This is a genomic window from Thioalkalivibrio sp. ALD1, from assembly GCF_000381245.1.
GTDB lineage: Bacteria > Pseudomonadota > Gammaproteobacteria > Ectothiorhodospirales > Ectothiorhodospiraceae > Thioalkalivibrio.
Genome location: NZ_KB906244.1, coordinates 143,781 through 169,294, shown reverse-complemented (window position 1 = coordinate 169,294; position 25,514 = coordinate 143,781). Strand labels below are relative to the sequence as shown.

At 64.6% G+C, this 25,514-nt stretch carries 24 protein-coding genes; 9 read left to right on the top strand and 15 right to left on the bottom strand.

The window, feature by feature from the left end:
* Positions 1-14: 14 nt before the first annotated feature.
* The 12 genes from F623_RS0109545 to F623_RS0109490 all read right to left on the bottom strand — a co-directional run bounded on the left by F623_RS0109545 (position 15) and on the right by F623_RS0109490 (position 14,216).
* Positions 15-314 (bottom strand): BMC domain-containing protein, encoded by a 300-nt coding sequence (locus tag F623_RS0109545; protein ID WP_012982275.1) that lies wholly within the window; start codon positions 312-314, stop codon positions 15-17.
* A 44-nt stretch (positions 315-358) separates the two neighbouring features.
* A complete protein-coding gene (locus F623_RS0109540) occupies positions 359-691 on the bottom strand; it encodes a carboxysome peptide B (RefSeq protein WP_018861820.1) in 333 nt (110 codons plus the stop codon).
* Between the two features lie 4 nt (positions 692-695).
* Positions 696-947, bottom strand: coding sequence for a carboxysome peptide A (locus F623_RS0109535; RefSeq protein WP_018861819.1), 252 nt, complete (start codon positions 945-947; stop codon positions 696-698).
* A 16-nt stretch (positions 948-963) separates the two neighbouring features.
* A complete protein-coding gene (locus F623_RS0109530) occupies positions 964-2,532 on the bottom strand; it encodes a carboxysome shell carbonic anhydrase (protein WP_018868472.1) in 1,569 nt (522 codons plus the stop codon).
* Between the two features lie 29 nt (positions 2,533-2,561).
* Positions 2,562-5,468: a CsoS2 family carboxysome shell protein gene (locus F623_RS0109525; protein ID WP_018868473.1), complete on the bottom strand. Its 2,907-nt coding sequence runs from the start codon at positions 5,466-5,468 to the stop codon at positions 2,562-2,564.
* Between the two features lie 165 nt (positions 5,469-5,633).
* Positions 5,634-5,966 (bottom strand): ribulose bisphosphate carboxylase small subunit, encoded by a 333-nt coding sequence (locus F623_RS0109520; RefSeq protein ID WP_018861816.1) that lies wholly within the window; start codon positions 5,964-5,966, stop codon positions 5,634-5,636.
* A gap of 68 nt (positions 5,967-6,034) precedes the next feature.
* Entirely contained in the window at positions 6,035-7,456 is a 1,422-nt protein-coding gene (locus F623_RS0109515) for a form I ribulose bisphosphate carboxylase large subunit (RefSeq protein WP_018861815.1), read from the bottom strand.
* A 278-nt stretch (positions 7,457-7,734) separates the two neighbouring features.
* Positions 7,735-10,842 (bottom strand): efflux RND transporter permease subunit, encoded by a 3,108-nt coding sequence (locus tag F623_RS0109510; RefSeq protein ID WP_018861814.1) that lies wholly within the window; start codon positions 10,840-10,842, stop codon positions 7,735-7,737.
* 14 nt (positions 10,843-10,856) lie between these two features.
* Positions 10,857-11,969, bottom strand: a complete 1,113-nt coding sequence (locus tag F623_RS0109505; RefSeq protein WP_018868474.1) for an efflux RND transporter periplasmic adaptor subunit — start codon at positions 11,967-11,969, stop codon at positions 10,857-10,859.
* Positions 11,966-12,700 carry a TetR/AcrR family transcriptional regulator gene (locus F623_RS0109500; protein ID WP_018861812.1) on the bottom strand — a complete coding sequence of 245 codons (735 nt, stop codon included), beginning with the start codon at positions 12,698-12,700 and terminating at the stop codon, positions 11,966-11,968. Before F623_RS0109500 ends, F623_RS0109505 begins: the two co-directional genes overlap by 4 nt.
* A 104-nt stretch (positions 12,701-12,804) precedes the next feature.
* Entirely contained in the window at positions 12,805-13,479 is a 675-nt protein-coding gene (locus tag F623_RS0109495; RefSeq protein ID WP_018868475.1) for a type 1 glutamine amidotransferase domain-containing protein, read from the bottom strand.
* A gap of 80 nt (positions 13,480-13,559) precedes the next feature.
* Positions 13,560-14,216, bottom strand: coding sequence for a hypothetical protein (locus F623_RS0109490; RefSeq protein WP_018868476.1), 657 nt, complete (start codon positions 14,214-14,216; stop codon positions 13,560-13,562).
* Positions 14,217-14,577: 361 nt separating this feature from the next.
* Between F623_RS0109490 and F623_RS0109485 the strand changes: the two genes are divergently transcribed.
* The gene (locus F623_RS0109485; protein ID WP_231367700.1) at positions 14,578-14,787 is read left to right on the top strand and encodes a hypothetical protein; all 210 of its coding nucleotides are present in this window, start codon (positions 14,578-14,580) and stop codon (positions 14,785-14,787) included.
* A 29-nt stretch (positions 14,788-14,816) separates the two neighbouring features.
* On the opposite strand, the gene F623_RS0109480 is transcribed toward F623_RS0109485, so the two are convergent.
* Positions 14,817-15,593 (bottom strand): HAD family hydrolase, encoded by a 777-nt coding sequence (locus F623_RS0109480; protein ID WP_018861808.1) that lies wholly within the window; start codon positions 15,591-15,593, stop codon positions 14,817-14,819.
* A 139-nt stretch (positions 15,594-15,732) separates the two neighbouring features.
* Between F623_RS0109480 and dksA the strand changes: the two genes are divergently transcribed.
* From dksA to thpR, 6 genes are all read left to right on the top strand, one after another.
* Positions 15,733-16,185, top strand: a complete 453-nt coding sequence (gene dksA / locus F623_RS0109475; RefSeq protein WP_018868477.1) for an RNA polymerase-binding protein DksA — start codon at positions 15,733-15,735, stop codon at positions 16,183-16,185.
* 28 nt (positions 16,186-16,213) lie between these two features.
* Positions 16,214-17,155: a tRNA glutamyl-Q(34) synthetase GluQRS gene (gluQRS, locus tag F623_RS0109470; RefSeq protein WP_018868478.1), complete on the top strand. Its 942-nt coding sequence runs from the start codon at positions 16,214-16,216 to the stop codon at positions 17,153-17,155.
* A gap of 92 nt (positions 17,156-17,247) precedes the next feature.
* Complete coding sequence (locus tag F623_RS13510) at positions 17,248-17,421, top strand: hypothetical protein (RefSeq protein WP_018861805.1); 174 nt, start codon at positions 17,248-17,250, stop codon at positions 17,419-17,421.
* Complete coding sequence (locus tag F623_RS0109460) at positions 17,411-20,356, top strand: sensor histidine kinase (protein WP_018861804.1); 2,946 nt, start codon at positions 17,411-17,413, stop codon at positions 20,354-20,356. Before F623_RS13510 ends, F623_RS0109460 begins: the two co-directional genes overlap by 11 nt.
* Positions 20,353-21,654 carry a sigma-54 dependent transcriptional regulator gene (locus F623_RS0109455; RefSeq protein ID WP_018861803.1) on the top strand — a complete coding sequence of 434 codons (1,302 nt, stop codon included), beginning with the start codon at positions 20,353-20,355 and terminating at the stop codon, positions 21,652-21,654. Before F623_RS0109460 ends, F623_RS0109455 begins: the two co-directional genes overlap by 4 nt.
* Positions 21,655-21,695: 41 nt before the next feature.
* Positions 21,696-22,217, top strand: coding sequence for an RNA 2',3'-cyclic phosphodiesterase (gene thpR, locus F623_RS0109450; RefSeq protein ID WP_018861802.1), 522 nt, complete (start codon positions 21,696-21,698; stop codon positions 22,215-22,217).
* On the opposite strand, the gene F623_RS0109445 is transcribed toward thpR, so the two are convergent.
* Both F623_RS0109445 and F623_RS0109440 read right to left on the bottom strand, forming a co-directional pair.
* Positions 22,207-22,497, bottom strand: coding sequence for a hypothetical protein (locus F623_RS0109445; RefSeq protein WP_018861801.1), 291 nt, complete (start codon positions 22,495-22,497; stop codon positions 22,207-22,209). The genes thpR and F623_RS0109445 overlap by 11 nt on opposite strands.
* A gap of 4 nt (positions 22,498-22,501) precedes the next feature.
* A complete protein-coding gene (locus F623_RS0109440; protein ID WP_018861800.1) occupies positions 22,502-23,449 on the bottom strand; it encodes a sodium-dependent bicarbonate transport family permease in 948 nt (315 codons plus the stop codon).
* Between the two features lie 166 nt (positions 23,450-23,615).
* On the opposite strand from F623_RS0109440, the gene F623_RS0109435 reads away from it, so the two are divergent.
* Together F623_RS0109435 and codB are read left to right on the top strand one after the other, a co-directional pair.
* Positions 23,616-24,194 carry an NAD(P)H-dependent oxidoreductase gene (locus F623_RS0109435; protein ID WP_018861799.1) on the top strand — a complete coding sequence of 193 codons (579 nt, stop codon included), beginning with the start codon at positions 23,616-23,618 and terminating at the stop codon, positions 24,192-24,194.
* Between the two features lie 46 nt (positions 24,195-24,240).
* Entirely contained in the window at positions 24,241-25,503 is a 1,263-nt protein-coding gene (codB, locus tag F623_RS0109430) for a cytosine permease (RefSeq protein WP_018861798.1), read from the top strand.
* Positions 25,504-25,514: the final 11 nt, after the last annotated feature.

Genomic DNA, 25,514 nt, shown 5'->3' with positions numbered 1-25,514 from the left:
GCGTTACTGATGAATTACTTTTCAACCTGCTCGGGCAGGATGCTTTCCACTTCGGAATGCACGCGGGCAATGATGTGCGCGGCCACCAGACCGTCACCCACACGCTCGCAGGAATCCGCACCGGCACGCACGGCGGCGTTCACGGCACCCGTCTCGCCACGGACCAGCACGGTCACGTAACCACCACCCACGAACTGACGACCGATCAGACGCACTTCCGAGGCCTTGGTCATCGCATCGGCGGCTTCAATCGCGGGGACCAGACCACGGGTCTCGATCATGCCCAGCGCCACACCAAAACGTTCAGTTGCCATTTCTCTTTCTCCTGGAGTTACAGTTTTTCCAATTAAAATGACGCTCAAGCCGCCTTGCGGGCACTAGCAGAGCGCTGTGCATCGGTCTGGTCTTGTCCAGCCTTGTCCTTCGACCCTTCCGCCTTCTTTCCACCATCGTCCCAGTGATCGATGATGCCGCCGATCGTAAGATCGGTTGTCACCCTGGGGTCATCGAGCGCGTAACGCGCCGCCGATCCGGAGATCGTGAACACCCAGTTGCCCGGGTGTGCTCCCACCGGATCCACGGCCACGCTCAGCGCGCCCTTTTGATCCACCAGCACGCGCAGCGACGTGGTCTTGAGTCCGTCCACGCGACGGGTCACCACCAGTTCGTCCTGCACCTGCATAATTTCCATGGAGCTACTGCTCCTCCCAGTAATCGATGATCCCGACGATCGTCGCGTCACTGGGGTATTCCTTGCTGCCGGCCGCCTCGCGCGCCGCGGACGATCCGACCACGATCACCCAGTCTCCCGGGATGCAGCCGACCGCATCCACCGCGACCGTGCGCGGCCCGCCGGCCTTTTCCTGCACCACCAGCAAGGGACGGTGGCCCAGATCCCGGATCCGGTTGGTCGAAACGAGCGTCTTCTCTACCTTGCAGATTTTCATTCCGTGTCCCGTTAGCTCAACCGGCGAGCGGTTCCAATTGGCTGCCGCTGCGCTTGTCGCGAATCACCATGTGGCACCCGATCAGGCCCTTTTCGGCCAGTTCGCGGTAGCGCGCCATGATCTGGTCGCGAATCCGCCGGCAGCGGGCCTCGACCCGCTCGCGCGACCCCGGCACCTTGCGGTCGTAGCGGTAATGGATCACCACTGGTACCGGCAGGCCCCGCTCGACATTCAACTGCCGAAAAATCTTGTTTACCCCCACATCCATGCCGTGGGCGCCTTCTTCCATCGTCTCCAGATGCGCGAAGTAGGCAAAGTTGCGTACCTGCATCTCCTCGACTTCCTGGCCGACGATGATCACCCGCTCCCGGTGGCCCACATCGGCGTAGTGCCCGTTGTGGTAGCGCGCCACGTAATCGAGCTGTGAGATATTGTTCAGCAGCAGCCGCGAGATCAGCCGAAGCATCCCTTCGTGCGGTGCCCCGTTCCCGTGTCCCCAGCCCTGCTGGTGGATCGCGTCCTGGATCGCCTGATACACGCGCAGCTCCGCGTTATGGGCATCCTGGTCCTGCGTCTCCCGGTACAGCTTCGCGCTGTCCACGAAGCGGTACAGACTCATGCGCGTATCGGCATCCGGAATATGGATCTTCACTGCATCCGTATCCGTATCCACGCCGATCAGCAGCGTGTCGACCGAGGCCCCACAGCAGTAGGTGTTCTCGATCGCCTGGCGAAACGCCCGCAGCTGCCGCAACGCCGCATCCGCCGCATCCCGTTCGCTGTTGCCGTGCGCCGCACACCCCTGGTGATGTGGATCCGCACTGCTGTAGTGATACGCCGCGATCTTCAGGTAGCGACTCGGCACATCCGCCGTGGTCGGCCGTCCTTCGCGAAAGCGCAACAGCTCCCGTTTCGTCCAGTGGCGCACATCTTCCTCGATGTCGAACTGCGCCCCGGCATAACTCTTCACCCGAACGGCCAGATCCGGCAGGCGCAGAATAAAGCGCCGCAGGCTCAACAGCCGCCCATCGGAACAGGGCGAGATGTCCACTTCGTGGAAATCGCAATCGAGGAAATACGCAATCGCGCGCTCCGCCTCGTCCACCAGGTCATCCCGACCCGCCCAGTATTCGTTGACCAGCTGATCGAACAGCTCGAACGTCCCGTGCAGGTACAGTTCACGCGTGTCCAGATCATTGATCCACGCATCCTCAAGGACACGTTCCGGCAAGCGATAGCCAAGGTTGTCCTCGACGATCCGCTGCGCCTTTTCCTCGAAGTCCCGCTCATGCTGCAGCGCATGGACCTCTTTCAGTACCGGCACCAGGTTCGCAAAACGATCACGAAACCCGCTCTCGAACGCATACAGCCGTTCGTTATCCGCCACATCCGCCAGTGGATGCCCGGGCTTGAGCCCGGCCGGCGTTTCCAGTGCCGCTGCGGCCTTCGGCGGCACCGCACTCACCAGAGGCTGCGACGCCACCCCAGTGGACGCCTGTGCTGCCGGCGCGCGGGCGGCACTTCCCCGCGGCGTCGCGTAGCGCGTGCCAAAGGGCGAAGTCTTGCGGCGGCCTCGGCGCACCATCGTGGTCGTATTGCCTCCTTACTCGCCGCTTAGCCGCGGGCACCACCGGACAGGGTCACGAGAGAACCACTGCCACTATTCCCGGATGAGCCCGTAATCTTGCTCATCGGCACTTCCTTTCGCTCAAGCTCACGATTGGCATACGCACTGCGACCTTCACCCCGCGGGTTGCCCTTCTGCGTCGCATTGCGGCGCGTGGCAAACCCTTCGGTGCCGGTGACACTGCTACCACGACCCCAGTCATCGCCCGTAATCGTCACGCCGTTGCTGCTGCCGTTAACGGTCACGCGCTCGGCGCCCACCTTGGCCGCGTCTTCGGCCTGAGCCGGTACCGGCTGGTGACGATCCGGCTGATAACGGAACTCTTCCGTACCGGACACCAGACCCGTCGCCTTGTTGATCGGGCCGGTGATGCCACCGGAGGCGCCGTACGCAGTACCCGTCACACGACGTTCGCGGCGCGCCCAGGCCTCGCGGGCCGGGCTTTGCACACTGAAACCGGCGTGGGGCATGTCGTAGGCCGGCACTTCGGCGACCGGCGCGGCCACAGTCGCCTGACCCTCCGGACGCAGCCGCGGATGCAGGCTGCTCGCGGCCGACGGACAGGTCGCGGCAAACTCATTGGCTCCCACGTACGGCGCGCCCGACACATTCTGGCAAGCGCCGCGTTCGGTACCGGTCACACGCTCGTCGTAGCCAGGCTGGCTGCCCGATACCGGATGCCCGGGCGTCGCGTGGCGTTCGGCCACTCGGGTCTGGGCGCTCTGTGCGTCACGCGGGTCACAGTAGGTTTCGTACTGATCGGCGCCGATGTACGGCGTTCCGGAAATCGGCTTGCACGCCCCGTACTCATCCCCCGTCACCCGTGAAGACCTGCCGACGGACGTACCGGAGACGTTCTGCTGATTCCAGGTGCGGCTCACGGAGACCTTCTCCGCACCCGGCTGCGGACGGCTTCCACAAAAGGCGTCGTAATGCTCGGAGCCGACATACTCGGTACCGGTAATCGGCTTGCAGCCACCGTACTCGTCACCGGTCACGCGCAGCGAGCTATCCACCTGGGTGCCGGACACTTCCCGGCCCCGCAGTGTGTGCATGACGCCCACCTTGGGCACACCACCGGCGGCCGGACGATCACACAGCTCGCCAAAATCTGCCTGGTTGTAGTACGGGGTACCGGTCAGAGGTCGGCAGGAACCCGATTCGTCGCCGGTCACCTTGGGGCTCCGGCCCACGGCCGTACCCGTCACGCTCTGGTCTTCCATGGTGTGCAGCTCCTGCACCTTGGCCGGCGTCGGCTCGGGGCGAGTACCGCACATGCCCTTGAACTGTTCCGTACCGATGTATTCGGTGCCGGTGACCGGCTTGCAGCTGCCGTATTCGTCACCGGTGACTCGCGAGGAGCGCCCGACTTCGGTCCCGGTCAGTTCACGACCGCGAAGCGTATGCATGACGCCGACCTTCATCGGCGCTCCGTTCGACTTTCCCGTGTTGCACGGAACCTCGCTCGCCTGCGTGTTCAGGTACTCGGTGCCCGTGATGTCACGGCAGGAGCCGGATTCGTCACCGGTTACCCGCGGGCTGCGGCCGACGCTAGTGCCGGAGACACCCTCGCCCTGGCGCGTAATCATCACGCTGGTCCGTGGCTTGGTCGCCGGCGCACGGGTCCCGCAGAAGCCCTCGTACTGCTCGCTGCTCAGATACTCCGTTCCGGTGATCGCCTCGCAGGACCCCGACTCGTCGCCAGTTACGCGCGGCGAGCGACCGACTTCCGTCCCACTGACCTCCTGACCGCGGCCTGTGTGAGAGTGCCCCACCTTGGCCGGGTTGGCTCTTGGGCGCACGTTGCAGTAACGCTCGTAGTGTTCCAGACCGAGATACTCGGTTCCGGTGATGTTCGAGCAACTCCCTGCTTCCGCTCCGGTCACGCTCGGGGTCGCCTCGACCTGAGTACCACTGATGTGGCCGCCGGCAAGGGTCGTACCCTCTTCCACCTTGGGCGGGGCTTCGCTGACCTCACCCCGCGGCCGGCCACAAGGACGCCCCGGATCGGACGAACCGCGGCCAATCGTGCACAGTTCTTCGCGGCGCTGGCGGGCCACCTCACGGGTGGACATACCCTTGCGCTTCGCGGCCTTCCAGGCGCCTTCCTGCGGCATGGCGCCACGGCCCTTGGACCCGTTAAAGCGGCGCTTGGTAGCCCGCTTGCCGTTCTGGGCCAGGGCCTCGCGGCGGGCCATGCAGATCGCCCGAACCTCCGAGATCATCGGATGCGGCCCAGCGGCCTCACCGCCGGATTCCACTTTGTCGCACAGCTGGTCGAGGCCACTCTCGACGACAGTGTCCTGCTGACTCGAGGCGGCGGTGTAGCTGTCGTCACGCTCGGACTTCTCGTCCTGGCGGGTCTCCGCAAACGATCCCTGGCCTTTCAGGAGATCCTCGCGGCGGGGTTCCGGCGCCATGGCCTTCTTGCCGTCAGTTGCCAGTGCCTGGCGACGCAGACGACAGATTTCGCGACCGCTCATGTTCGCGCAGTCGATGTCCATGCCCTGGCTCTGCGCCAGTGCGTCGAGCTGGCGTGAACGATCGGCACCGGCACGGGCCAGGCCACCGAGCGCGCGCGCACGGGTGTTGGAACGACCGACGGCCTTCTTGCCCTGGCGCGCCATCTTCTGGCGACGCTCAAGGGCGGCCTGGCGGCCATTGGAGGCCCCGGCATGCGCGCCCGGCTCCGGGCGTCGCTCGCGGGAGCGTTCGTCAGCGACAAACGAAGTCGACGACGAAGATTCGTTGGAGTGCACTTCCGGCTCCCGCGTTTCGGGGGCCGATTCGGAAACGGGCTGGGCCTGGCGCGCCTTCTGCGCGGCCGCGGCGGAACGCGACGTTTCCCTGGTCTGGCCGGGCTTCTTCACGGCAGCCTTGCCATTGTGAGACATGGCCTTGCGCCGTTCCCGGGCGAGTTCGCGACCCGAGAGACCTTCAGACGCGGATGTCGGATTACTCATGGCACTTCCTTACAGTTGGCGGCAGCAACGGTAATAACGCTTGGTGGAATGGCTGGAGCCCGCACAGAGCCCCAGCCCTCCTACCGAACCGGGGTCTTAGCGACCGCGGTCAACCACGAAGGCCATACCCTGGCTCTGGGCGTAGTTGTCGTACGCAATGAAGCGCACCATCATGCCCGGGTTCGCGCGGCGGCACTGTTCGATCTCGGACAGCACCGCTTCCACGGACTGCTCGCCGAAGAAAGGAAGCTTCCACATGTACCAGTAGTGGGACATGGCGTTTTCTTTCTCGCTGTACTCGATCGCCGGGTTCCAGCCCTGGGCAATGCAGTATTCAATCTGCTTGCGGACCTGGTCGGCGTTCATCTCCGGCAAGTAGGAGAAGGTCTCGTACTTCTGCACCGGCTTGAAGTTCTGAATATCGGACATGTCGGTAATCCTATGCTCTGGTTCTCTCTGGGTGCGGGCAGCCCCTCAGACTGCCCGCACTCGGGCGATCACTTATGCTGGGTATCCAGCTTGTCGACGGTGTCGAACTCGAACTTGATCTCTTTCCACGTTTCCATGGCGATCTTCAGTTCGGGGCTGTGCTGCGCCGCCTGAGTCAGGATCTCCTTGCCTTCGCGCTCGATATCCCGACCTTCGTTGCGCGCCTGGACACAGGCCTCCAGCGCGACGCGGTTGGCCGTCGCACCCGGGGCATTGCCCCACGGATGGCCCAGCGTACCGCCGCCGAACTGCAGCACGGAGTCGTCACCGAAGATGGAGACCAGGGCCGGCATGTGCCAGACGTGGATACCACCGGAGGCCACGGCAAACACACCCGGCATGGAACCCCAGTCCTGATCGAAGAAGATGCCGCGCGAGCGGTCTTCCGGCACGAAGGATTCGCGCAGCAGGTCGATCCAGCCCAAGGTCGCCGCACGGTCGCCCTCCAGCTTGCCGACCACGGTGCCGGTGTGCAGGTGGTCACCACCGGACAGACGCAGGATCTTGGCCAGCACACGGAAATGGATACCGTGCTTCGGATGACGGTCGAGCACCGCGTGCATGGCACGGTGGATGTGCAGCAGCATACCGTTGTCACGGCACCAGTTGGCCAGGCCCGTGTTGGCACAGAAGCCACCGGTGATGTAGTCGTGCATGATGATCGGTGCGCCAATCTCCTTGGCGAACTCGGCACGCTTGTACATCTCTTCCGGGGTCGGCGCGGTGACGTTCAGGTAGTGACCCTTGCGCTCGCCGGTTTCGGCTTCGGCCTTCAGGGTCGCTTCCTGCACGAACTCAAAGCGGTCACGCCAGCGCATGAACGGCTGCGAGTTGATGTTCTCGTCATCCTTGGTGAAGTCGAGACCGCCACGCAGGCACTCGTATACGGCACGGCCGTAGTTCTTCGCGGACAGACCCAGCTTCGGCTTGATGGTACAGCCCAGCAGCGGACGACCGTACTTGTTCATGCGGTCACGCTCGACCTGGATACCGGCGGGCGGACCACCGCAGGTCTTCACGTAGGCCATCGGGAAGCGCACGTCTTCCAGACGCAGGGCACGGATGGCCTTGAAGCCGAACACGTTACCGACCAGCGAGGTGAACACGTTCACCACCGAGCCTTCTTCGAACAGGTCGATCGGGTAGGCGATGAACGCGTAGAAGGACTCGTCGTCACCCGGGACGTCCTCGATCATGTACGCCCGACCCTTGTAGTAATCCATGTCGGTCAGGAGGTCGGTCCACACCGTGGTCCAGGTACCGGTCGAGGACTCGGCGGCCACGGCAGCCGCGGCTTCTTCGCGGTCGATGCCCGGCTGCGGGGTAATCTTGAAACATGCCAGCAGATCAGTATCCAGCGGCATGTATTCCGGCATCCAGTAGGTTTCGCGGTAATCCTTGACGCCCGCGGAGTACTTCTTGGCGGCCATGTGGCTTTCTCCTACGCGTTGGTTAATCGTGACGGTCGCCTAGATTAGGAAGGCACACTACTAATAACAAATAAATAATCTAGATACGACCAATAGACGTTCGTTTATAAAAGGGCCGGTCGGCGGGTGTCCGCGGACCGGCGTGGGGGTTCGGCTCGCACGAGCGCTGGCGGGTCAACGGCACGACGCTCGGGATGCGGAGCAGGATTGTAGTCCATGACCGGAGTCAATGCATGCCTTTATTGCAACGCCCCGGATCGAGCGCTCGAAGATCAGGCTCAAACGGAAGCCGCCGGATCCGGGTCCTCGCCGCGCGCCTGGGCGTCGGCGTAGTGATCGCGGGCGACATAAGTGTAGATCGCTGGCACCACGAACAGGGTAAAGAGCGTACCGATGGCCATTCCCGCCGCAATGACCAGACCCATGGCAAAGCGCGACCCGGCGCCCGCGCCAGAGGCGAGCAGCAGCGGCACCATGGCCACAACAGTGGCGGTCGTCGTCATCAGGATCGGGCGCAGACGCAGACTGGCCGCTTCCTCGATCGCGTCCCGGAGCGGTCGGCCCTGTCGCTGCAACTGGTTCGCGAACTCCACGATCAAGATACCGTGCTTGGCGATCAACCCAATCAGCGTCAAGAGTCCCACCTGGGTGTAGATGTTCAACGAGGTCACGCCGAGACTTATGAAGATCAACGCGCCCGCAATCGACATCGGCACCGTGGTCAGAATAATCAAGGGATCACGGAACGACTCGAACTGCGCGGCCAGCACCAGGAAGATCACGACCAGCGCGAAGAAGAACGTAACGACGAGGTCCCCACCCTCGGCCTTCAGCTGGCGCGACTCGCCGGCATAGTCCACGTTCACATCCGGCGGAAGCACCTCGGCCGCGATCTCGTCGATGATGTCCAGCGCCTCGCCCAGCGTAACACCCGGTCGCGGCACTCCCTGCAAGGTCACGGCATTGAGCTGCTGGAAGCGGTTGAGCTGGCGCGGCGTGACCGTTTCCTCCAGCGTCACGATGCTGGACAACGGCACCGGTTCGCCATCCGCAGTGCGTGTATATAACTCTTCCAGTTGTTCCGGGGTCAGGCGGTCGGAACGCTGGACCTGCGGGATTACTCGATAACTGCGGTTTTCCATCGCAAACCGCCCGGCAAAGCCGCCGGACAGGTACGTGGCCAGGTCGGCATTGAGCGTGGCCATGTCGATGCCGAGCTGCGAGGCCCGCTCGCGGTCGATCTTCAGATCCACCCGGGGCTGGTCAAAGTTGAGATCGGTATCCAGGAAGATAAAGCGGCCTGTCGCCATCGCCCGGTCCTTGATCTCCTGGCTAAGCTCGTTCAACTCCTCGAACGAACTGGTCGACCCAAACACAACGCTGATCGGCGCGCCCTGTCCCGGGGTCGGCAGCTGCGGCGGCTGTATGGCGAACACCTCCAGCGCTGGCAGCCCCTCCAGCGCCGGCTGCAGGTCCTCCTCCAGGATCTTCGCGGTTGAACGCTCGCGCTGGTCCCAGGGCGCCATCACAAAACCGCCCAAGGCCTGGTTGGTCGCCCCGGCCATGCCGGGACCACCGCCAAAGCCGTTCACGATAAAGATATTGTCGAGTTCGGGGATGCGGTCGAAGAAGCCGTCGGTAAGCGCCGTGTTGCGCTCCAGATAGTCGATCCCCATGTAGGCGTCGCCCTCCATGATCGAAAAGGCGAAGCCCTGGTCCTCCTGTGGCTCCAGCTCGGTCTGCGAGGTCACGAACAGGAAATAGCACGACACCAGCACGATGGCCCCGAACGCAGCAATGGTGAAGCGGTCGTTCAACGCCCCGTGCAGCCGTCGGCGATAGCGTTCGCGCAGGCTGTCGAAACGCGCGTCCAGCCAGGACTCGATACGCCCGCGCCGTTCCACAGTGCCATCGCGCAGGATCTTCGAGCACATCATCGGCGACAGCGTGATCGCGACAATCCCCGAGATCACGACGGTCGCCGCGAGAGTAAACGCGAACTCGATGAAGAGCGTACCGGTCAGGCCGCCGATGAAGCCAAGCGGCAGGAATACCGCGACCAGCGTGGTCGACATCGCGACGATCGGCCAGGCAAGTTCGCGCGCACCACGGATTGCCGCATCCATGCGCGACATTCCCTCCTCGATGTGCCGCGAGATATTCTCCAGCATGATGATCGCGTCATCGACCACGATGCCGATCGCCAGGACCATGGCCAGCAGCGTCAGCAGGTTCAGCGAGAATCCCATCAGCAGCATCAGCATGAAAGTGCCGATCAGGGACAGAGGTACCGCAACGGCCGGGATCAGCACACTGCGCAACGACCCGAGGAACAGATAGATCACCAACAGCACGATCAGCAGCGCGAGGCCGATCGTTGTCAGTACTTCGTTGATTGCGCTCTCGATGTACTCGGTGGAGTCATAGACGATCTCGCCCTCCAGCCCCGAGGGTAGCCGCGGCTCGATACGTTCCTCGAAGATCTCGCGCACCTCGGCGATCACCTCCAGGGCATTGGCATCCGGCGCCAGCTCGATACCAATAAAAGTCGCCGCCTGACCGTTGAAGCGCACCGAAGTGTCGTAGTTCTCCGAGCCCAGCTCCACCTCGGCGATATCGCCGAGACGCACCAGGTCACCATCCCGTTCGAACAGGATCAGTTCCTCGAAGGCCTCGGGCGTCTGGAGGTCGGTATCCGCGGTCAGATCCAGACTCACCATTGAGCCCTTGGTCTGCCCCACCGCAGAGAGGACGTTATTTCCCTCCAGTGCCGAGCGAACATCGCGCCCGGTCACGCCATAGGCCGCCATGCGATCGGCATCCAGCCAGGCACGCATCGCAAAGCTCTGATCTCCCAGGATCTCAGCACGCTGCACGCCATTGACCGTGGCGAGCTCCGGCTGGACCTCGCGTATCAGGTAGTCCGTGGTCTGATTGTTGGACAGTCGCTCGGAATAGAACGAGAGGTACATGGCCGCGACATCGTCACCCACCGAGAGGTCCACGACCGGGTCCTCAGCTTCGGATGGCAGATCACTGCGAATCTTGTCCACCTGAGCGGAGATCTGTGTCAGGGCCTGGTTCGGGTCGTAATCGAGCTCCAGAAATGCCTGCACGGTACTCACGCCCGCCAGACTGTTCGAGACGATGTAGTCGATGCCCTCCGCCTCGGCGATCTCGCGCTCCATCGGCGTGGTAATGAACCCCTGAATCAGGTCCGCATCCGCGCCGATATAAGCGGTGCTGACCGTGACCACCGCGTTCTGTACTTCGGGGAACTGGCGCACGTTCAGGTCAAACACCGCCCGCACTCCGAACAACAGGATGAACAGGCTGACCACGGTGGCCAGCACAGGCTTCTGGATGAAGATATCGGTGAAGCGCATCGTTTCGGGTCCGCTCAGCGGTTCGCCGGCCGCGGATCGCGTTCGGCGTCAGGCTGAGCATCCTCCGTGACCTTCACGGGGGTATCGTTCTGCAGCTTCAGCAGACCGCTGACCGCGATCTCGTCGCCCTCTTCCAGGCCATCAACCACCCGCACGAGATCACCCCGGCGTTCGCCAATCTCCACCAGGCGCTGCTCCACCCGCTTCTGGCCGTCATCGTCCTCGTAGATCACGAATACCGAATTACCCCAGGGCGCAAAGCGAATGGCCGTCTGCGGAACCACCAGACCCTTCTCCGGCTCGCCTCGCTGCAGGGTCACCCGCGCAAACTGGCCCGGCCGCAGGCGATGATCCTCGTTCGAGATCATCGCCTGCACCCGGAACATCCGCGAGGCCGCACGGACACGCGGTTCGATCGCGGTGATCTGCCCCTCGAAGGTCTCGCCGTAGGCATCCACGGTGATCTCGACATCCTGCCCCAGCTCGACCAGTGCCAGGCGGCGCTCGGGCAGCGTGAAGTTCACATACAGCGGATCCAGAGACTCCAGCACCACGATCGGATCGCCCGGGCCGACAAACTGGCCCTCGTTCACCTGGCGAATGCCCAACTGCCCATCGAAGGGCGCACGCAAACGCTTCTGACGAATGCGCGCCTCCTGTGCCTTCACCGCCGCCTGTGCCTGCTGCGCCTCGGTGGCGCGGCGCTGGAACTCCGAGTCGGAGATGCCATCGCGCTGAATCAGTCCTCGTGCACGCTCCAGTTCGCGCTCCGCCAACTCGGTTTCCGCACGCAGGCTTTCCAGCTCTGCCTCGTCGAGCTCGGTATCGAGCTCGACCAGTGTCTCGCCCGCCTCGGCGAACGCGCCACTGGCAAAGTGAATACGGTCCACAATACCCTGTGCCTCGAAGCTCAGGGTCGCTCCCTGAACCGCCTCGAGATCGCCCACCGCACGTAGCTGGGGGGCCCAGCGATCGGTTTCCACCGTCGCCGCGTTGATGGTCGCGGTCGGCTCCGGCATCTCGTCGAAGAACTCCGCGATCTGCTGATCGACGAAGGCCTTGAAACCAAAAATGCCGCCCAGGACAAGGGCCACGCCCAGCAGCATCAGAAAGAATCGCTTGCTCATGGATTTGCCTCGGGGATGTACTCGCGCAGGACCGCGCGCACCCGCTCCGTCTCGGCGCGCACGACCGAGGGTTCGTCTGGATCGATCCGCGGTTCCCAGCGCCAGCCAGTCAGCAGCGCATGGGTGTGGCGAATCAAGTGTTCATAGGGTCGGTGGATGTCGTAGGCATCCAGCAACCCCTGGGCGTTGGCAAGCGTCTGCATTCCGGTATTCAGCGCCCACGGACCCAGCCCCATCTCTTCCTCGCCCAGTTCCTGTGCCAATGGAAGGTCCTGGTTGGCCCGGGCCTCGGACACAATCGCGGTTACCGCCTCGCTGATTGGCTGGGCCGCCTCCAGCAACTCGTCGCGGCGCACTTCCGACGTGCTCGCCCAGACCACCTCCGTGGTAACGAACTGGGTCAAGCGATAGTAGTCCGGATTCGTCTGTGCGAAATCAATATCCGCGAGCACCATGGCCAGCATTCGTGAACGCGTTCCCAAAGGCAGCCGCGGAATCCGCCGAAAAACCTCGGCACGCTGGCGCGTCGTCCGGGTGGCGACAGCCGCGAGCAGGTCCTCCTTGGAATTGAAATGCTGGTACAGCGTGCCGGTCGCGTACTCGCAGGCCGCGGCCAGACGTGACATCTGCAATGCCAGAAGTCCCTCCGAGCGGATCAGCTCGTGGGCCTTTTCGATAAAAAGTGTCTCGCGTGCTTCACGTTCGCGCTGGCGGCGGTTCTCGGTACCCATCGGCGCACCGTACCGAATCCGCGCCAAGATTTGAACCCCGTTCAAATCCCATGAACAAAAAACCGGGGCGCAATGGCCCCGGTCGCATGCACAAGGCAGAACCGTCAGCTCGATTCGCGAACGAGTCGCACGATCGCGTCGGCCACACTCTTGCTGGATTGCGGGTTCTGCCCGGTGACCAGTTTGCCATCCACCACAACATGGTCGGCCCAGTCTTCGGCGGTCTCGACCTCTCCACCCAGTTCGGCGAGCCGGTCCTGCAGCAGAAACGGCACGGCCTTATCGAGCTGAACGGCTTTCTCCTCGCTGTTGGTGAACGCGGCCACCTTGCGCCCCTTCACCGCCGGGCTGCCATCTTTCAGCATCGCACCGACCAGGCAGGCCGACCCATGGCATACCGCGCCCACGACCTTGTCGTTCTCCAGGAACTCACCCACCAGACGCTGCACATGCGGGTTTTCCGGGAGATCGAACATCGTCCCGTGCCCGCCGGGGAAGAAGATCGCCGCGTACGCATCGTGGTGCATGCCTTCATCGAGATGGATCGTGTCGTCCAGGGCCTCCTGCGCGGCGACGGCCGCCGGGCCGGGATGATTCGACTCCAGGCTCTTGGGATCCAGAGGGACAGGCCCGCCCTTGGGACTGGCCACCTTGATCTCGAAACCGGCCTTGCGGAAGCGGTCATACGGCACCGAGAACTCGTCGAACCACACGCCGGTCGCATGGCCATCGCCGATCTCGCCGTGACTGGTCACCACCATCAATATCGTCTTGCTCATCCCGCGAACTCCTGTCGGATCCATACGGCTCCGTGGACCTGCCCGCTCGGGATCGGGTTCCCCAAACAACCCACCCGACACTACATGCGGCGGAAGAGCTCGACGAGATCGTCGCGCATCGGCAGGCGATCCATCTCCTCGGTTGTGAACTCGGAGCCGTCGAAGGAGACGCGCAGCATCACGGCCTCACCGGCTTCCAAGTCGGGCCTGAGCGCGATCATCGAACGTCCGGTCAGGTACTCCGCCACGGACTCATCCTTCGAGACGGCCGCCTGGACCTGCCGCTGCATCCAGGTGGAGGCATGCAGCATCAAGGTGCCATCCCATTCGGCCTTCGCGAGTTCGCTGAGCAGACCATGAGCCAGGGCGACATTAGTGTCGCGGCTAACGCCTGCGCCGAAGGCCAGATAGGTGACCTCCGCGTCATCAATCGCCGCCACGGCCTCGGCCGCATCCTCTGGGTCTCCCATACCGGCGATCCGAAACTGAGCTCCCGGGTTGGCTACCAACAGCGCTGCCCCGATGCCACCAGTCAGGGCGCTACAGATCGCAGAACGGTTGTTGACGACAGCCAGAGACTCGACTTCCAGCTTGCTAGCGATTGCCTGGCCAATATTGCCGCCGATCATGGTGCGAATATTCTGCTGCTCGCCGAAGGACAGCGAATCGGCGGCAACGGTCATTGGTGCGGCCAGCAACACGGCCGCCAGAGACAGTGCAAGGGTGGGCTTTTTCATAAGTTTACCTCTTGCGGGAATCCGGCAAGTTCCGAGCTTTGGATAATCCCGACCTCGTTACAAGTCAGACTTCCTGCTGCCCGGCGTCTTCCAGACCTCGGATGCTCACGTGAACCGAAAGCTTTGACCGCATCGCACGCGCCTGTGTTCTTGCGTTTTCAATAAATCATTTTCGAACGCTAGGGAGACGCTGATTGTTTGGCGTTTCCGTGGGTAACAGCGAACGTCACCAGAATCGACCACGGCAACTGGTTGAGTCCGAAGCCCGCTTCAAACCCCTTGGTCAGTGCAAAGATATGCATGAAAATGCAGCGACGCGTGCGCTGAAAACGCCAGGATGGTTTTCTTCAGCGCTTCCCTAATGATAGACGCTGTTCGGCGGCTGACGCTCGTCGCGCTGATGCTCCAGGATCGCCCGATCGTGCTGCTCGACGAACCCTTCTCCGACCCTCGACCGATCGCGCTGCGGCACCTGCAGCCCCGGCTGGATCAGCACCGGTATATGCTGGTTACACACCCCCGAAGCACTGCCGGAGCCATGGCCAGCCTGTCGCTGTCGCGGCCCGCCTGATGCGCTTATTGGAAAATGCCCATTCGGGGTCAGCGTGTATCGGCCGCTGTTGCGGCCCACTCGCGGAGCGCCGCCACGTTGACACATGGTCCCGGCAGGTCCGGCCCCTGCAACACCTTGGCTGGACGATCAGGCTCGCCAAATCCATCCAGAACCACCAGCGCCCCGCTGAAATCCTGCTCGCGCGTGTATTCGTTGGTCGTGACCACTACATTCAGACCCGCTCCCCGGGCCGCGCGAACGCCGTTGTCGGAGTCCTCCAGGGCAAGACAGACCTGATGCGGAAGATCCATCGCTTCCAGGGCGTGCCGGAAGATATCGGGAGCCGGTTTTTTCTCCGGGACGACATCACCGGCCGCGATCACCTCGAAGCGCTCCGGCCCTTCGTCGCCCAGATTAGCCTGCAACAGCGCAGTGACATTCGCGGGTGTCGTGGTAGTAGCAATGGCCAAGCGCAGGCCGTCGGCCGCCGCCTCGTCCATCAGGCGTTCGACCCCCGGGCGCAGCGGGATCGCACCGGTCTCCAGCAACGCCACATAGTGGCGGGTCTTGGCCGCATGCAGGTCACGGATGCTCTGGTCGATGCCGGGCTCGTCCAGGATGTCGGGATGATCCTCCGAGAGGTACTGGCGGATGCGTTCCTTGCCACCCGTCACGCGCAGCAACTGCCCGTAGCGCTCGACGCTCCACTCCCAGTCCAGCCCGGCCTCGGCAAACGCCTGGTTGAATGCGACGCGATGCCCGTCGCGCTCGGTATCGGCCAGTGTGCCGTCGACATCGAAGATCAAGGCCTTCAGTTCCTGCATCCGAGTTCCTCTGGGTATGTAGCTGATAAAGGGGGGTTCGCTTCGGGGAGCGCCCAAAAACTCTGGCACGGGACTTGCCCAGCCGAGCTGTCTCTGATACTAAGTGCGCCTTATTTTTCCAGCCGGAGAGAATGCCCGCATGGCTGCCGACAAGAAACAGGATCAACCCTCCACCAAGCACATGGTTGCCGGAGGCATCGCGCCCTACGAGCCGAAGTCCGGCGAAGAGTACATGAATACGGAACAGCTCGATCATTTCCGCAGCCTGCTGCGGGCATGGCGCCAGGAGCTGGCCGAAGAGGTCGACCGTACCGTGGGCCACATGCGCCAGGACGCCGCGAATTTCGCGGACCCGGCCGACCGCGCCACCCAGGAAGAGGAATTCGGCCTGGAGCTTCGTGCCCGCGATCGCGAGCGCAAGCTGTCGAAGAAGATCGACGAGGCGCTGCGCAAGATCGACACCGGGGATTACGGCTACTGCGAAACCTGCGGCGTCGAGATCGGCATCCGCCGACTGGAGGCCCGTCCAACCGCCACGATGTGCATCGACTGCAAGCAGCTGGCGGAGATCAAGGAAAAACAGATGGCGTAATACGCCACTGGCGGCAGGATGCCGTGCCATGACCACCGCCAGCCCGAGTCAAGGCGCCCTTTACGTGGGGCGCTTTGCCCCCACCCCCTCCGGCCCGCTGCATGCCGGTTCCCTGTTCGCCGCCGTCGTCTCGTGGCTGGATGCCCGCAGCCACCATGGCCGTTGGCACCTGCGGATCGACGACATCGACACCCCTCGTGTCCAGATGGGCGCGGAGGCCGCGATCCTTTCGGCACTCGAGGCCTTCGCCCTGGACTGGGACGGCCCGGTCACCCGCCAGGGCAACCGCACCCCGACATACCAGGCCGCGCTCGAGCACCTGCTGGAGCGGGACCTCGCCTTTGGCTGCGCCTGCACCCGGCGCGACCTCGCCCAAAACGGGAAACCGGGCTGGGAAGGCCCGATCTACCCCGGGACCTGTCGCCACGGCCCGCCGGCCGGACACCCGCCGCGAGCGTTCCGCGCCCGCGCCGTGCAGTCACACTGGGATGTGGAAGACCGTTTCCTGGGCCCGGTCGCCTTCGACCTCGAGGCCCTCGGCAGTGACTTCGTCGTCCGCCGCGCGGATGGCCTGTTTGCCTACCAGCTGGCCACCGTCGTGGACGATCTCGAGCTGGGGGTGACCGACGTGGTTCGCGGAGTCGATCTGCTGGGATCCACCCCCCGTCAGATGCAGCTGTATCAATCGTTGGCCACACCCTGGCCCCGCTACGCGCACCACCCCGTGCTGATCGCCGCAGGTGGCCAGAAGCTGTCCAAAACGACGGGCGCCGACGGCCTGCGCGAGGACACCACACGCGCCCAGCTCGCCTCGCTTCTGACCTGGATCGGACTGACACCCAGCGATCACGATCATCCCGACCGTCCCGCTACCCAGCTGGCCGAGGCACTGGACCGTCTGACCGAGCGCCCCCTGGCGACCCGCTTGCCACTAGCCACCGGCGTGCCCGCCCACAATCTCGCGAGGTAGACTGCGGCCATGCTGCGCCTGTCCACCGCCACATTCGCGCCACGGCCTGCGCCCCGTCGCAGGCCGCATTGGCGCAATCCGGGACGCTGACCATGGAGTCTTCACGCGCGATCCTGGTCGCCCTGCTTGGTGCGCTGCTTTTCCTCAGCCCACTGGTGATCTGGGTCGCGCACCTGACGCCGGCCTGGTGGTGGCCGTTCGCGGGCTGGGCGGCTTTCATCCTGCTGGTCGCCGTTGTCTTTGCCGGGGATCGCCGTGACCCTTAGCCTGGGCCTGATCTACGCCGTCGGCGTGGCCTATCTGGCCCTGCTGTTCGGGATCGCCTTCCTGGCCGATCGCGTTCCGCGCGTCGGGCGCATCGCGGCCAATGGCTGGGTGTTCAGCCTGTCGCTGGGTGTCTATGCGACGTCCTGGACCTTCTACGGCAACCTCGGTTTCCTCGCGGACCACGGCTACCTGTACCTGACGATCTACCTGGGCGTGACCCTGGCCTTCGCCGCCACCCCGTGGCTACTGCGCCCGATCCTGCGCCTGACCCGCGAGCAGCAGCTCACCTCACTGGCGGATCTGTTCGCGTTCCGCTACCGCAGCCGCTGGACCGGCCCGATCGTCGCGCTGTTCATGCTGGCCGGGGTGCTTCCGTACATCGCGCTGCAGATCAAGGCGGTCGCCGAATCCGCCGGTGTGCTAACGGCCGAGACGCCGCCGCACCTGCTCGCCCTGACCTTCAGTGCCACCATCGCGTTGTTCGCGATCCTGTTTGGCGCCCGCCATATCGCGCCGCGCGAGAAACACACGGGGCTGGTGCTGGCCATCGCGTTCGAGTCCATCGTGAAGCTGGTGGCGATCCTCGGGATAACCGCAGTCGCGCTGTACGCGGTGTTCGGCGGATTCTCCGGCCTGGACACCTGGCTCACCGAGAATCCGGAGGCCGTGGATGCACTGTATGCGCCGGTGCGCGAGGGCGGCTGGTTCGCGATGATGATCCTGGCGTTTGCCGCCGCCTTCCTGCTGCCGCGTCAGTTCCACATGCTGTTTACCGAGAACATCAACCCGGCGGCGCTCAACCGGGCTGCCTGGGCCTTTCCCGCCTTCCTGCTCCTGCTGAATCTGCCGATGCCGGTGCTCTACTGGGCCGGTGAGTCGGCCGGGCTCGGCATCGACACCAACTACTACGCAATCGGCATCGCCGGCATGCTCGATTCGCCCTCGCTGGCCCTGCTGGTGTTCATTGGCGGACTCTCTGCCGCCAGCGCGATGATGATCGTGACCACGCTGGCCCTGGCCCACATGGGGACCAATTACCTCTCGCCGCTCACTCGCCTGCACGACGAGGACAGCGCCGCCGCCAACCTCTACTCCCGACTCCTTTGGGGACGCCGGCTGTGGATCGTGTTCATCATCGGTCTGGGCTACGCGTTCTACGGCCTGCTGCAGGTGGTCGAGGGCCTGGCCCAGCTGGGCCTGATTTCGTTTGCCGCCGTGGCCCAGCTGCTGCCGGGGCTGATTGGGCTGATGCTGTGGAAGCAGGCCAACCGCGTCGGGTTCCTGCTGGGTCTTTGCGCGGGAATCGCCGGCTGGGCGTTTACGCTGGTGTTGCCGCTGATGGCCGAGGCTGGCATCGTGACTGGCTACCCGGACCCGCAAGCCCTGCTCCAGGCCGAGGCACTGGACCCGTGGAGCTTTGCCCTGATGTGCAGCCTCGGCATCAATGCCGTGCTGTTCGTGCTCGGCTCGCTACTGACACGCCCCAACCGCGAGGAGACCGAGGCCGGACGCGCCTGCTGTCCCAACGAGTCGGCCGGGACCGGCGGTGGGTTGCCGCTGGCGGGCGACGTCGCCGAGATGGAGACCGCACTGGCCGCCACGCTCGGCGCCAGCGCCGCGCGCCACGAGGTACAGCGAGCCCTCGACGACCTCGGTCTGCCACGCCACACCCGTTCGCGCGGCGACCTGCGCTCGCTGCGCGAACGGATCGAACGCAACCTGTCGGGCCTACTGGGCCCGGTGCTCGCGCGCATGATCGTGGACCAGCACCTGCGTCTCGATGCGGCCGGGCGCCACACCCTCAGCGAGAGCCTGCGCCGGGTGGAGGAACAGCTCGAGACCCGGTCCCTGCCCCTGTCGGGCCTGGCAGCCGAACTGGACGCCTTGCGCCGCTTCCACCGCCAGATCCTTCACGAACTCCCGCTCGGCGTTGCAAGCCTCGGCACCACGGGCGAGATCACCGGCTGGAACCAGGCGCTGGCCAGGCTGACCACGATCCCCACGAATCGGGCCGTCGGGTGCAATATCCAGCAACTCGACAGCCCCTGGGCAGGGCTGCTAACGGCCTTTATCGAAAGCCCGGATCGCCAGTGGTACAAGCTCAACGTCGACCTGCCCGAGGGCAACCGGCGGCTGAACCTCCACAAATCCTCGCTCCAGGATGGTCAGGGGCGGCTGGAGGGCCGCATCGTCCTGATCGAGGACATCACCGAGCGCGCCCAGCTGGAATCCGAAATCGCCCACGGTGACCGCCTGGCCTCGATCGGGCGCTTTGCCGCCGGGGTCGCGCACGAGATCGGCAACCCGCTAACGGGCATCGCCTCGCTGGCGCAAAACCTCCCGCTGGAGGAGGACCCGGAAGAGGTCCGGGGCGCCGCCGAGGACATCCTCGCGCAGACACGGCGCATCAATGCGATCGTGCAGTCGCTGGTCACGTTCGCCCATGCCGACGAAGGCCCCTCCGCCGGGCATTTCGAGACCATCGCGCTGGATGCCATCGTCCACGAGGCGATCCGCCTCACCCGCCTGGCCGGGCGCAAGGATCTGCGCTTCGAACTGAGCGGCCTCGAAGCCCTCTATCTGCGCGGCTCGCACGCGACCCTGCTGCAGGTGTTCATCAACCTGCTGACCAACGCCGAACAGGCCTCACCCGAGAATGCGACGGTGTCGATCAGCGCCAGCGCGCGCGGGCGCAATATCCACCTGATCATCGACGACCGTGGGCCGGGGATCGATGAATCCAGCCTGGAGCGGCTGTTCGAGCCGTTCTTTACCACCAAGCCCGCCGGCCACGGCACCGGACTCGGCCTGCCGGTCGCCTACAGCATTGTGCGCGACCACGGTGGTACCCTGATGGCCGCGAACCGTCCGGATGGCGGGGCGCGTTTTATCCTGATCCTGCCGCGACACAAACCCGATGGCGACCACGCATGACGCGCATCCTTCTGGTTGACGACGAAGCCCCGATCCGCCGTGCCGTACGTCGGTTCCTGGAGCACCACGGCTTCCAGGTGCGCCTGGCCGAAGACCTCGCCAGCGCCCGCACCGCCCTGAGCGACGAACTGCCGGACCTGATGCTGGTGGACCTGCGCCTGCCCGACGGCGAGGGCATCGAGCTACTCGCGGAGACCGGTCAAACCCCCACGGTCATCATGACGAGTTACGCCTCGGTCCCGTCCGCGGTCACCGCCATGAAGGAAGGCGCGGCCGACTACATCGCCAAGCCCTTTGACCACGATGCCCTGCTGCTCACTCTGCGCGCGGCGTTGCGCGCCAGCACAACGGCGACCGGTGATCGCGATTCCGTCGACGATGGTCTGGGCCTGGTGGGAGACAGTGCGCCCATACAACTCCTGCGCGACCAGATCCGCCGTGTCGCGACCACTCAGTCCACCGTACTGCTGCGCGGCGAATCGGGCACCGGCAAAGAACTCGCCGCGCGGGCTCTGCATCGGCTCAGCTCGCGCGCGGCCGGGCCGTTCATTGCCGTTAACTGCGCAACCATCCCCGAGGGGCTGGTCGAGGCCGAGTTGTTCGGCCATGCCCAGGGCGCCTATACCGGCGCCGTCAAGGCACGCACCGGCCTGATCCAGGCCGCCCACGGCGGCACGCTGTTCCTGGACGAGATCGGCGAACTGGCCCCGGCGGCGCAGGCACGCCTGCTGCGCGTATTACAGGACGGCGAGATCCGCCCGGTCGGCGCGAACGAAAACCTCAAGGTCGATGTCCGCCTGCTGGCGGCCACGCATCGCGACCTGGAGGCGATGATCGGGGAGCAGGCCTTTCGTGCCGATCTGTACTACCGACTGCGCGTGCTGGAGCTGTTCATCCCGCCGCTGCGCGAGCGCCGCGAGGATATCCCGGCGCTGGCCCGACATTTCCTCGCCGACCTGGCAGGGAATGGCGGACCACCCACCGAACTCACCCCGGCCGCGCAACGAACGCTCGAGTCCCACGACTGGCCGGGCAACGTGCGCGAACTGGCGAATGCCCTGGAACGCGGCTGGGTGCTGAGCCCGGACGGCCGGATCGAGCCGGACCACCTGGGACTGGCCCCGACCACGGCCAATGGCGATGGGCATACAGGGGGGTCGAGCCTCAATGACTACTTCCGACGCTTCGTGCAGCAGAACCAGGCCCAGATGACCGAAACCGAACTCGCCCGCGCCCTGGGCATCAGCCGCAAAACCCTGTGGGAACGCCGCCAGCGCGAGAACCTGCCCCGCCCTTGAGGGGTCTGACCGGGCGGCTGACCGGGTCGAGGAGAGACGCCTTGAACGATGTACGCCGCGTGTTCCTCGCGCTGTGGCCCGACGACACCACGCGCGGGATGCTGGATGAAGAGGCGAAACGCCTGGGCGGCCCGGGCCGGCCCATACCCAGGGCCCATCTGCATTTGACCCTGGCCTTTGCCGGTACCATGCCCGCCACCCAGGCCGACTGCATCGCCCAGGAGATCGGCACGCTGGAACAGGAAGTCTTCCCGCTCACACTGGACCGACTGGGCCATTTCGAGCGGGCGCGCGTCAGCTGGATCGCCCCCTCCAGGGTCCCGGCTGAGCTCGACGCGCTCGCGAACCGGGCACGCGACCTGACCCGGACCTGCGGCGCCACGCCGGAGGATCACCCGTTCCGGCCGCATGTGACCCTGCGCCGCTTCGCGCTCCCGCCCGAATCCAACCAACCGCAGCATCCCATTCAATGGAATGCCGATGAGGTCGTGCTGATCGAGTCCGGACAAGGCGGCTCCCCCGGACCCTACCGGGTGATTGCGCGTACCCGGCTCAGTTCTTGAGTGTCACCGGGGCCGTGAACATCAACAGGCCGTAGTCCGCCTCGTACTGCTCCTTGAACTGTTTGGCGATGCGGTCGCACAGATCCGGGGACCCGACCACCTCCAGCTTGATGTTGCCGCCCTGGCGCCAGTTGCCTCGGCGCTTGCCATGTTTGCCCCAGCCCCGGGTGTCGGACACGGTGTAACCCGCCGCGCCCTGGCGGCGCACCTCCTCGATGAGGATGTCCTCGAGGATGGCCTCGGCGACCACCGTCAACAGCAGCATCTCCTCCGATTGCATTGCCCTAGCCTCCCAGCGAGTAAAGCCACTGGACCATCCAGAAATACAGCGGGACGCCCAGGAAGATATTGAACGGGAAGGTGACCCCCAGCGAGGCACCGATCGACAGCGCGGGGTTGGCCTTGGGTACCGCGATACGCATCGCCGCGGGCGCCGCGATGTAGGACGCACTCGCATACAGGGTGGCCAGCAGCACTGTGCCACCCATGCTCAGGCCGATTCCCCAGCCTAGCAGGATGCCGAGGATCGCCGAGACCACCGGCATCACGACCGCGAATATCACCAGAAAGAGCCCATACTGGCGTACCTCCGCGATCCGGCTGGAGGCGACCAGCCCCATCTCCAGCAGGAACAGGGCCAGCACTCCCTTGAACAAGTCGAAGAACATCGGCTCCAGCGGATCCATCAGTTCGGGGCCGGCCACGAAGCCGATCACCAGCCCGCCCGCGAGCAGGAAGATGCTCTTGCCGAAAAACACCTCGTGCATGGTCTTGCCCCACTGCACCGTTCCCTTCGTGCCCATGCGCGCGAGCAGGATCCCGATCACCAGCGCCGGCATCTCCAGCAGCACCAGGAAGACCACCATGTGGCCCTCGTAGTCGATCCCGCGGGCCGCGAGAAAGGCGACCGCCACCGAGAACGTCACCACACTGACGGAGCCGTAGTGCGCGGCGATGGAGGCCGAATCCGCGCGCGGCATATGCCCCAGCCAGCGCAGCACCGGAAAGGCCAGCAGCGGGATCAGGGAGCCCACTGCCAGCACCGCAAGGCCCGGCAGGATGAGCGGTACGAGTTCGCTCTCCGCCAGCTTCACGCCACCGTGCAGGCCGATCGCCAGCAGCAGATAGATCGACAGCGCCTCGTAGATGGCCATCGGGATCTTGAGGTCCGACTTGGCCAGCCCGGCAATTGCCCCCAGCAGAAAGAACAGAACCACCGGATCAAAAGCCATTTCAACCCATCTCCGTTACACAACCCTGGTACTGGAAACATCGTAGGCAAACGGCATGCAATGTCCACCTGGGTGTGGGTGCCAAGCATCATGGACGGTCGGGCTACCCGGATGATGGGCTACGCTCGGGGGAGCTGTTTGTTTCTGGACAGTCGGAGACTGAGTGATGGCGCGCATCCTGATCCTGCAGGGCCACCCTGACCCGACCGAAGGCCACTTCGACCATGCGCTGGCCGATGCCTACCACGAAGGAGCAGAACACGCAGGGCTTGCGGTGGACCGGTTCCCGATCGCCCAGCGCGACTTCCCACTACTGCGCAGCCAGGCCGAGTTCCTGGACACAACCGTGCCTCCCGCAATCCTCGAAGCTCAGGAACTGATCGAGGTCGCCAGCCACCTGGTGCTGATCTATCCACTGTGGATGGGCGATATGCCGGCACTGGTCAAGGGCTTTCTGGAACAGGTCTTTCGGCCATCCTTCGTGGCCGACGGCGATATGAATCAGTTGCGCCATACACGACTCAAGGGCCGCTCCGTGCGCATCGTCGTCACCATGGGCATGCCGGCGCCGGTCTACCGCTGGTTCTACCGCGCGCATAGCGTGAAAAGCCTGGAGCGCAACGTCTTTCGCTTCTGCGGCTTCGGTCCCGTGCGCCACACTCTGATCGGGCAGTCCGGGGGCAATGCCGCTAGCCGTGAACGCTGGCTGGAAAGAATGCGGGAGTTGGGAGGGCAGGCGAAGTAACGCGACCATCGGTACACTCCCTGGGACTCCCGGCCAACGGACCTGCGTGAACCACAACGACCACCCCCTGAGCGAAGTCCCGGAACACGCCCGCAAGGGCTTCTGGTCCATGACTATCGTCCTGTTCGGCTTCACGTTCTTTACCTCGACCCTCTGGGCCGGGGGCTCCCTGGGCACCGCCTTCACCTTCGGCGAACTGATGCTGGTGATTGCACTGGGCAACCTCCTGCTCGGGGCCTATGCCGCCACCCTCGCCTACATCGGCTGCCGAAGCGGGCTGCACACGGTGCTGATGGGGCGCTTCTGCTTCGGCGAGTGGGGCAGCAAGCTCTCCGACGTGATCCTCGCGTTCACCCAGATCGGCTGGTACGCCTGGGGTACCGCAACGGTTGCGATCATCCTGGTCGAGACCACCGCCCTCCCCGAACCCATAGAGGTCGGGCTGATGGTGCTGTTCGGCTTCGCCTTCTGCATCACCGCGATGATCGGCTACCGCGGCCTCGACTGGCTCTCCCGCGTCGCCGTTCCGGTGATGCTGCTGTTTATCCTGTTCACGCTGTTCATTGGCGTGGGCGAGGTGGGCGGGCCTGGCGGTCTGCTGGGGCAGGATCCGGCCACAGAGATGGGTTTCGGTGCCGCGCTGACCATCGTGATCGGCACCTTTGTCGGCGGCGCGACGCTGGCGACCAACTGGACCCGCTTCGCCCGCACACCCCGCATTGCGGTGATCGCCACCCTGGCGGCCTTCGTTCTGGGGAATGGACTAATGGTACTGACCGGCGCGCTGGGCGCGCTGATCTATCACGAGGCCGACATTGTCCACGTGATGCTGGCGCAGGGGTTCGTGAGCTTCACGCTGCTGATGCTGCTCCTGAATATCTGGAGCACCCAGGACAACACCATCTACAACTTCGGCGTGGCCGGCTGCAATCTGCTGCGCACCCAGCGCCGGCGGCTGGTCACGGTCCTCGGCGCCGCCATCGGCACGGCGCTGGCGGTGGCCGGGATGTATGACTACCTGGTGCCGTTCCTGATCCTGCTGGGGACCTTCATCCCGCCGCTGGGCGGCGTAATCATGGCCGATTACTGGCTACGCCATCGCGGCCAATATCCACAACTGGCCGACATCCGGCTCCCGAGCTTCCACTGGCCGGGACTGCTGGCCTACGCCGTCGGCTCGGCGGCCGCGTACTACTCGCCCGTCGTGCCGCCGCTGATCGGCGTGGTGGCTGCCACTGCGGCCTATGCGCTCCTGATGAACCCGGCCCTGCCCGCCGCGCTGCGCGCGCCGCGGGCAGGAAGCCGATAGCCCGTTCGGAA

Coding starts and splice junctions, on each gene's coding strand:
- F623_RS0109545 (WP_012982275.1), bottom strand. CDS start 314: ATGGCAACTGAACGTTTTGGTGTGGCGCTGGGCATGATCGAGACCCGT.
- F623_RS0109540 (WP_018861820.1), bottom strand. CDS start 691: ATGGAAATTATGCAGGTGCAGGACGAACTGGTGGTGACCCGTCGCGTG.
- F623_RS0109535 (WP_018861819.1), bottom strand. CDS start 947: ATGAAAATCTGCAAGGTAGAGAAGACGCTCGTTTCGACCAACCGGATC.
- F623_RS0109530 (WP_018868472.1), bottom strand. CDS start 2,532: ATGGTGCGCCGAGGCCGCCGCAAGACTTCGCCCTTTGGCACGCGCTAC.
- F623_RS0109525 (WP_018868473.1), bottom strand. CDS start 5,468: ATGTCTCACAATGGCAAGGCTGCCGTGAAGAAGCCCGGCCAGACCAGG.
- F623_RS0109520 (WP_018861816.1), bottom strand. CDS start 5,966: ATGTCCGATATTCAGAACTTCAAGCCGGTGCAGAAGTACGAGACCTTC.
- F623_RS0109515 (WP_018861815.1), bottom strand. CDS start 7,456: ATGGCCGCCAAGAAGTACTCCGCGGGCGTCAAGGATTACCGCGAAACC.
- F623_RS0109510 (WP_018861814.1), bottom strand. CDS start 10,842: ATGCGCTTCACCGATATCTTCATCCAGAAGCCTGTGCTGGCCACCGTG.
- F623_RS0109505 (WP_018868474.1), bottom strand. CDS start 11,969: ATGAGCAAGCGATTCTTTCTGATGCTGCTGGGCGTGGCCCTTGTCCTG.
- F623_RS0109500 (WP_018861812.1), bottom strand. CDS start 12,700: ATGGGTACCGAGAACCGCCGCCAGCGCGAACGTGAAGCACGCGAGACA.
- F623_RS0109495 (WP_018868475.1), bottom strand. CDS start 13,479: ATGAGCAAGACGATATTGATGGTGGTGACCAGTCACGGCGAGATCGGC.
- F623_RS0109490 (WP_018868476.1), bottom strand. CDS start 14,216: ATGAAAAAGCCCACCCTTGCACTGTCTCTGGCGGCCGTGTTGCTGGCC.
- F623_RS0109485 (WP_231367700.1), top strand. CDS start 14,578: ATGATAGACGCTGTTCGGCGGCTGACGCTCGTCGCGCTGATGCTCCAG.
- F623_RS0109480 (WP_018861808.1), bottom strand. CDS start 15,593: ATGCAGGAACTGAAGGCCTTGATCTTCGATGTCGACGGCACACTGGCC.
- dksA (WP_018868477.1), top strand. CDS start 15,733: ATGGCTGCCGACAAGAAACAGGATCAACCCTCCACCAAGCACATGGTT.
- gluQRS (WP_018868478.1), top strand. CDS start 16,214: ATGACCACCGCCAGCCCGAGTCAAGGCGCCCTTTACGTGGGGCGCTTT.
- F623_RS13510 (WP_018861805.1), top strand. CDS start 17,248: ATGGAGTCTTCACGCGCGATCCTGGTCGCCCTGCTTGGTGCGCTGCTT.
- F623_RS0109455 (WP_018861803.1), top strand. CDS start 20,353: ATGACGCGCATCCTTCTGGTTGACGACGAAGCCCCGATCCGCCGTGCC.
- F623_RS0109445 (WP_018861801.1), bottom strand. CDS start 22,497: ATGCAATCGGAGGAGATGCTGCTGTTGACGGTGGTCGCCGAGGCCATC.
- F623_RS0109440 (WP_018861800.1), bottom strand. CDS start 23,449: ATGGCTTTTGATCCGGTGGTTCTGTTCTTTCTGCTGGGGGCAATTGCC.
- F623_RS0109435 (WP_018861799.1), top strand. CDS start 23,616: ATGGCGCGCATCCTGATCCTGCAGGGCCACCCTGACCCGACCGAAGGC.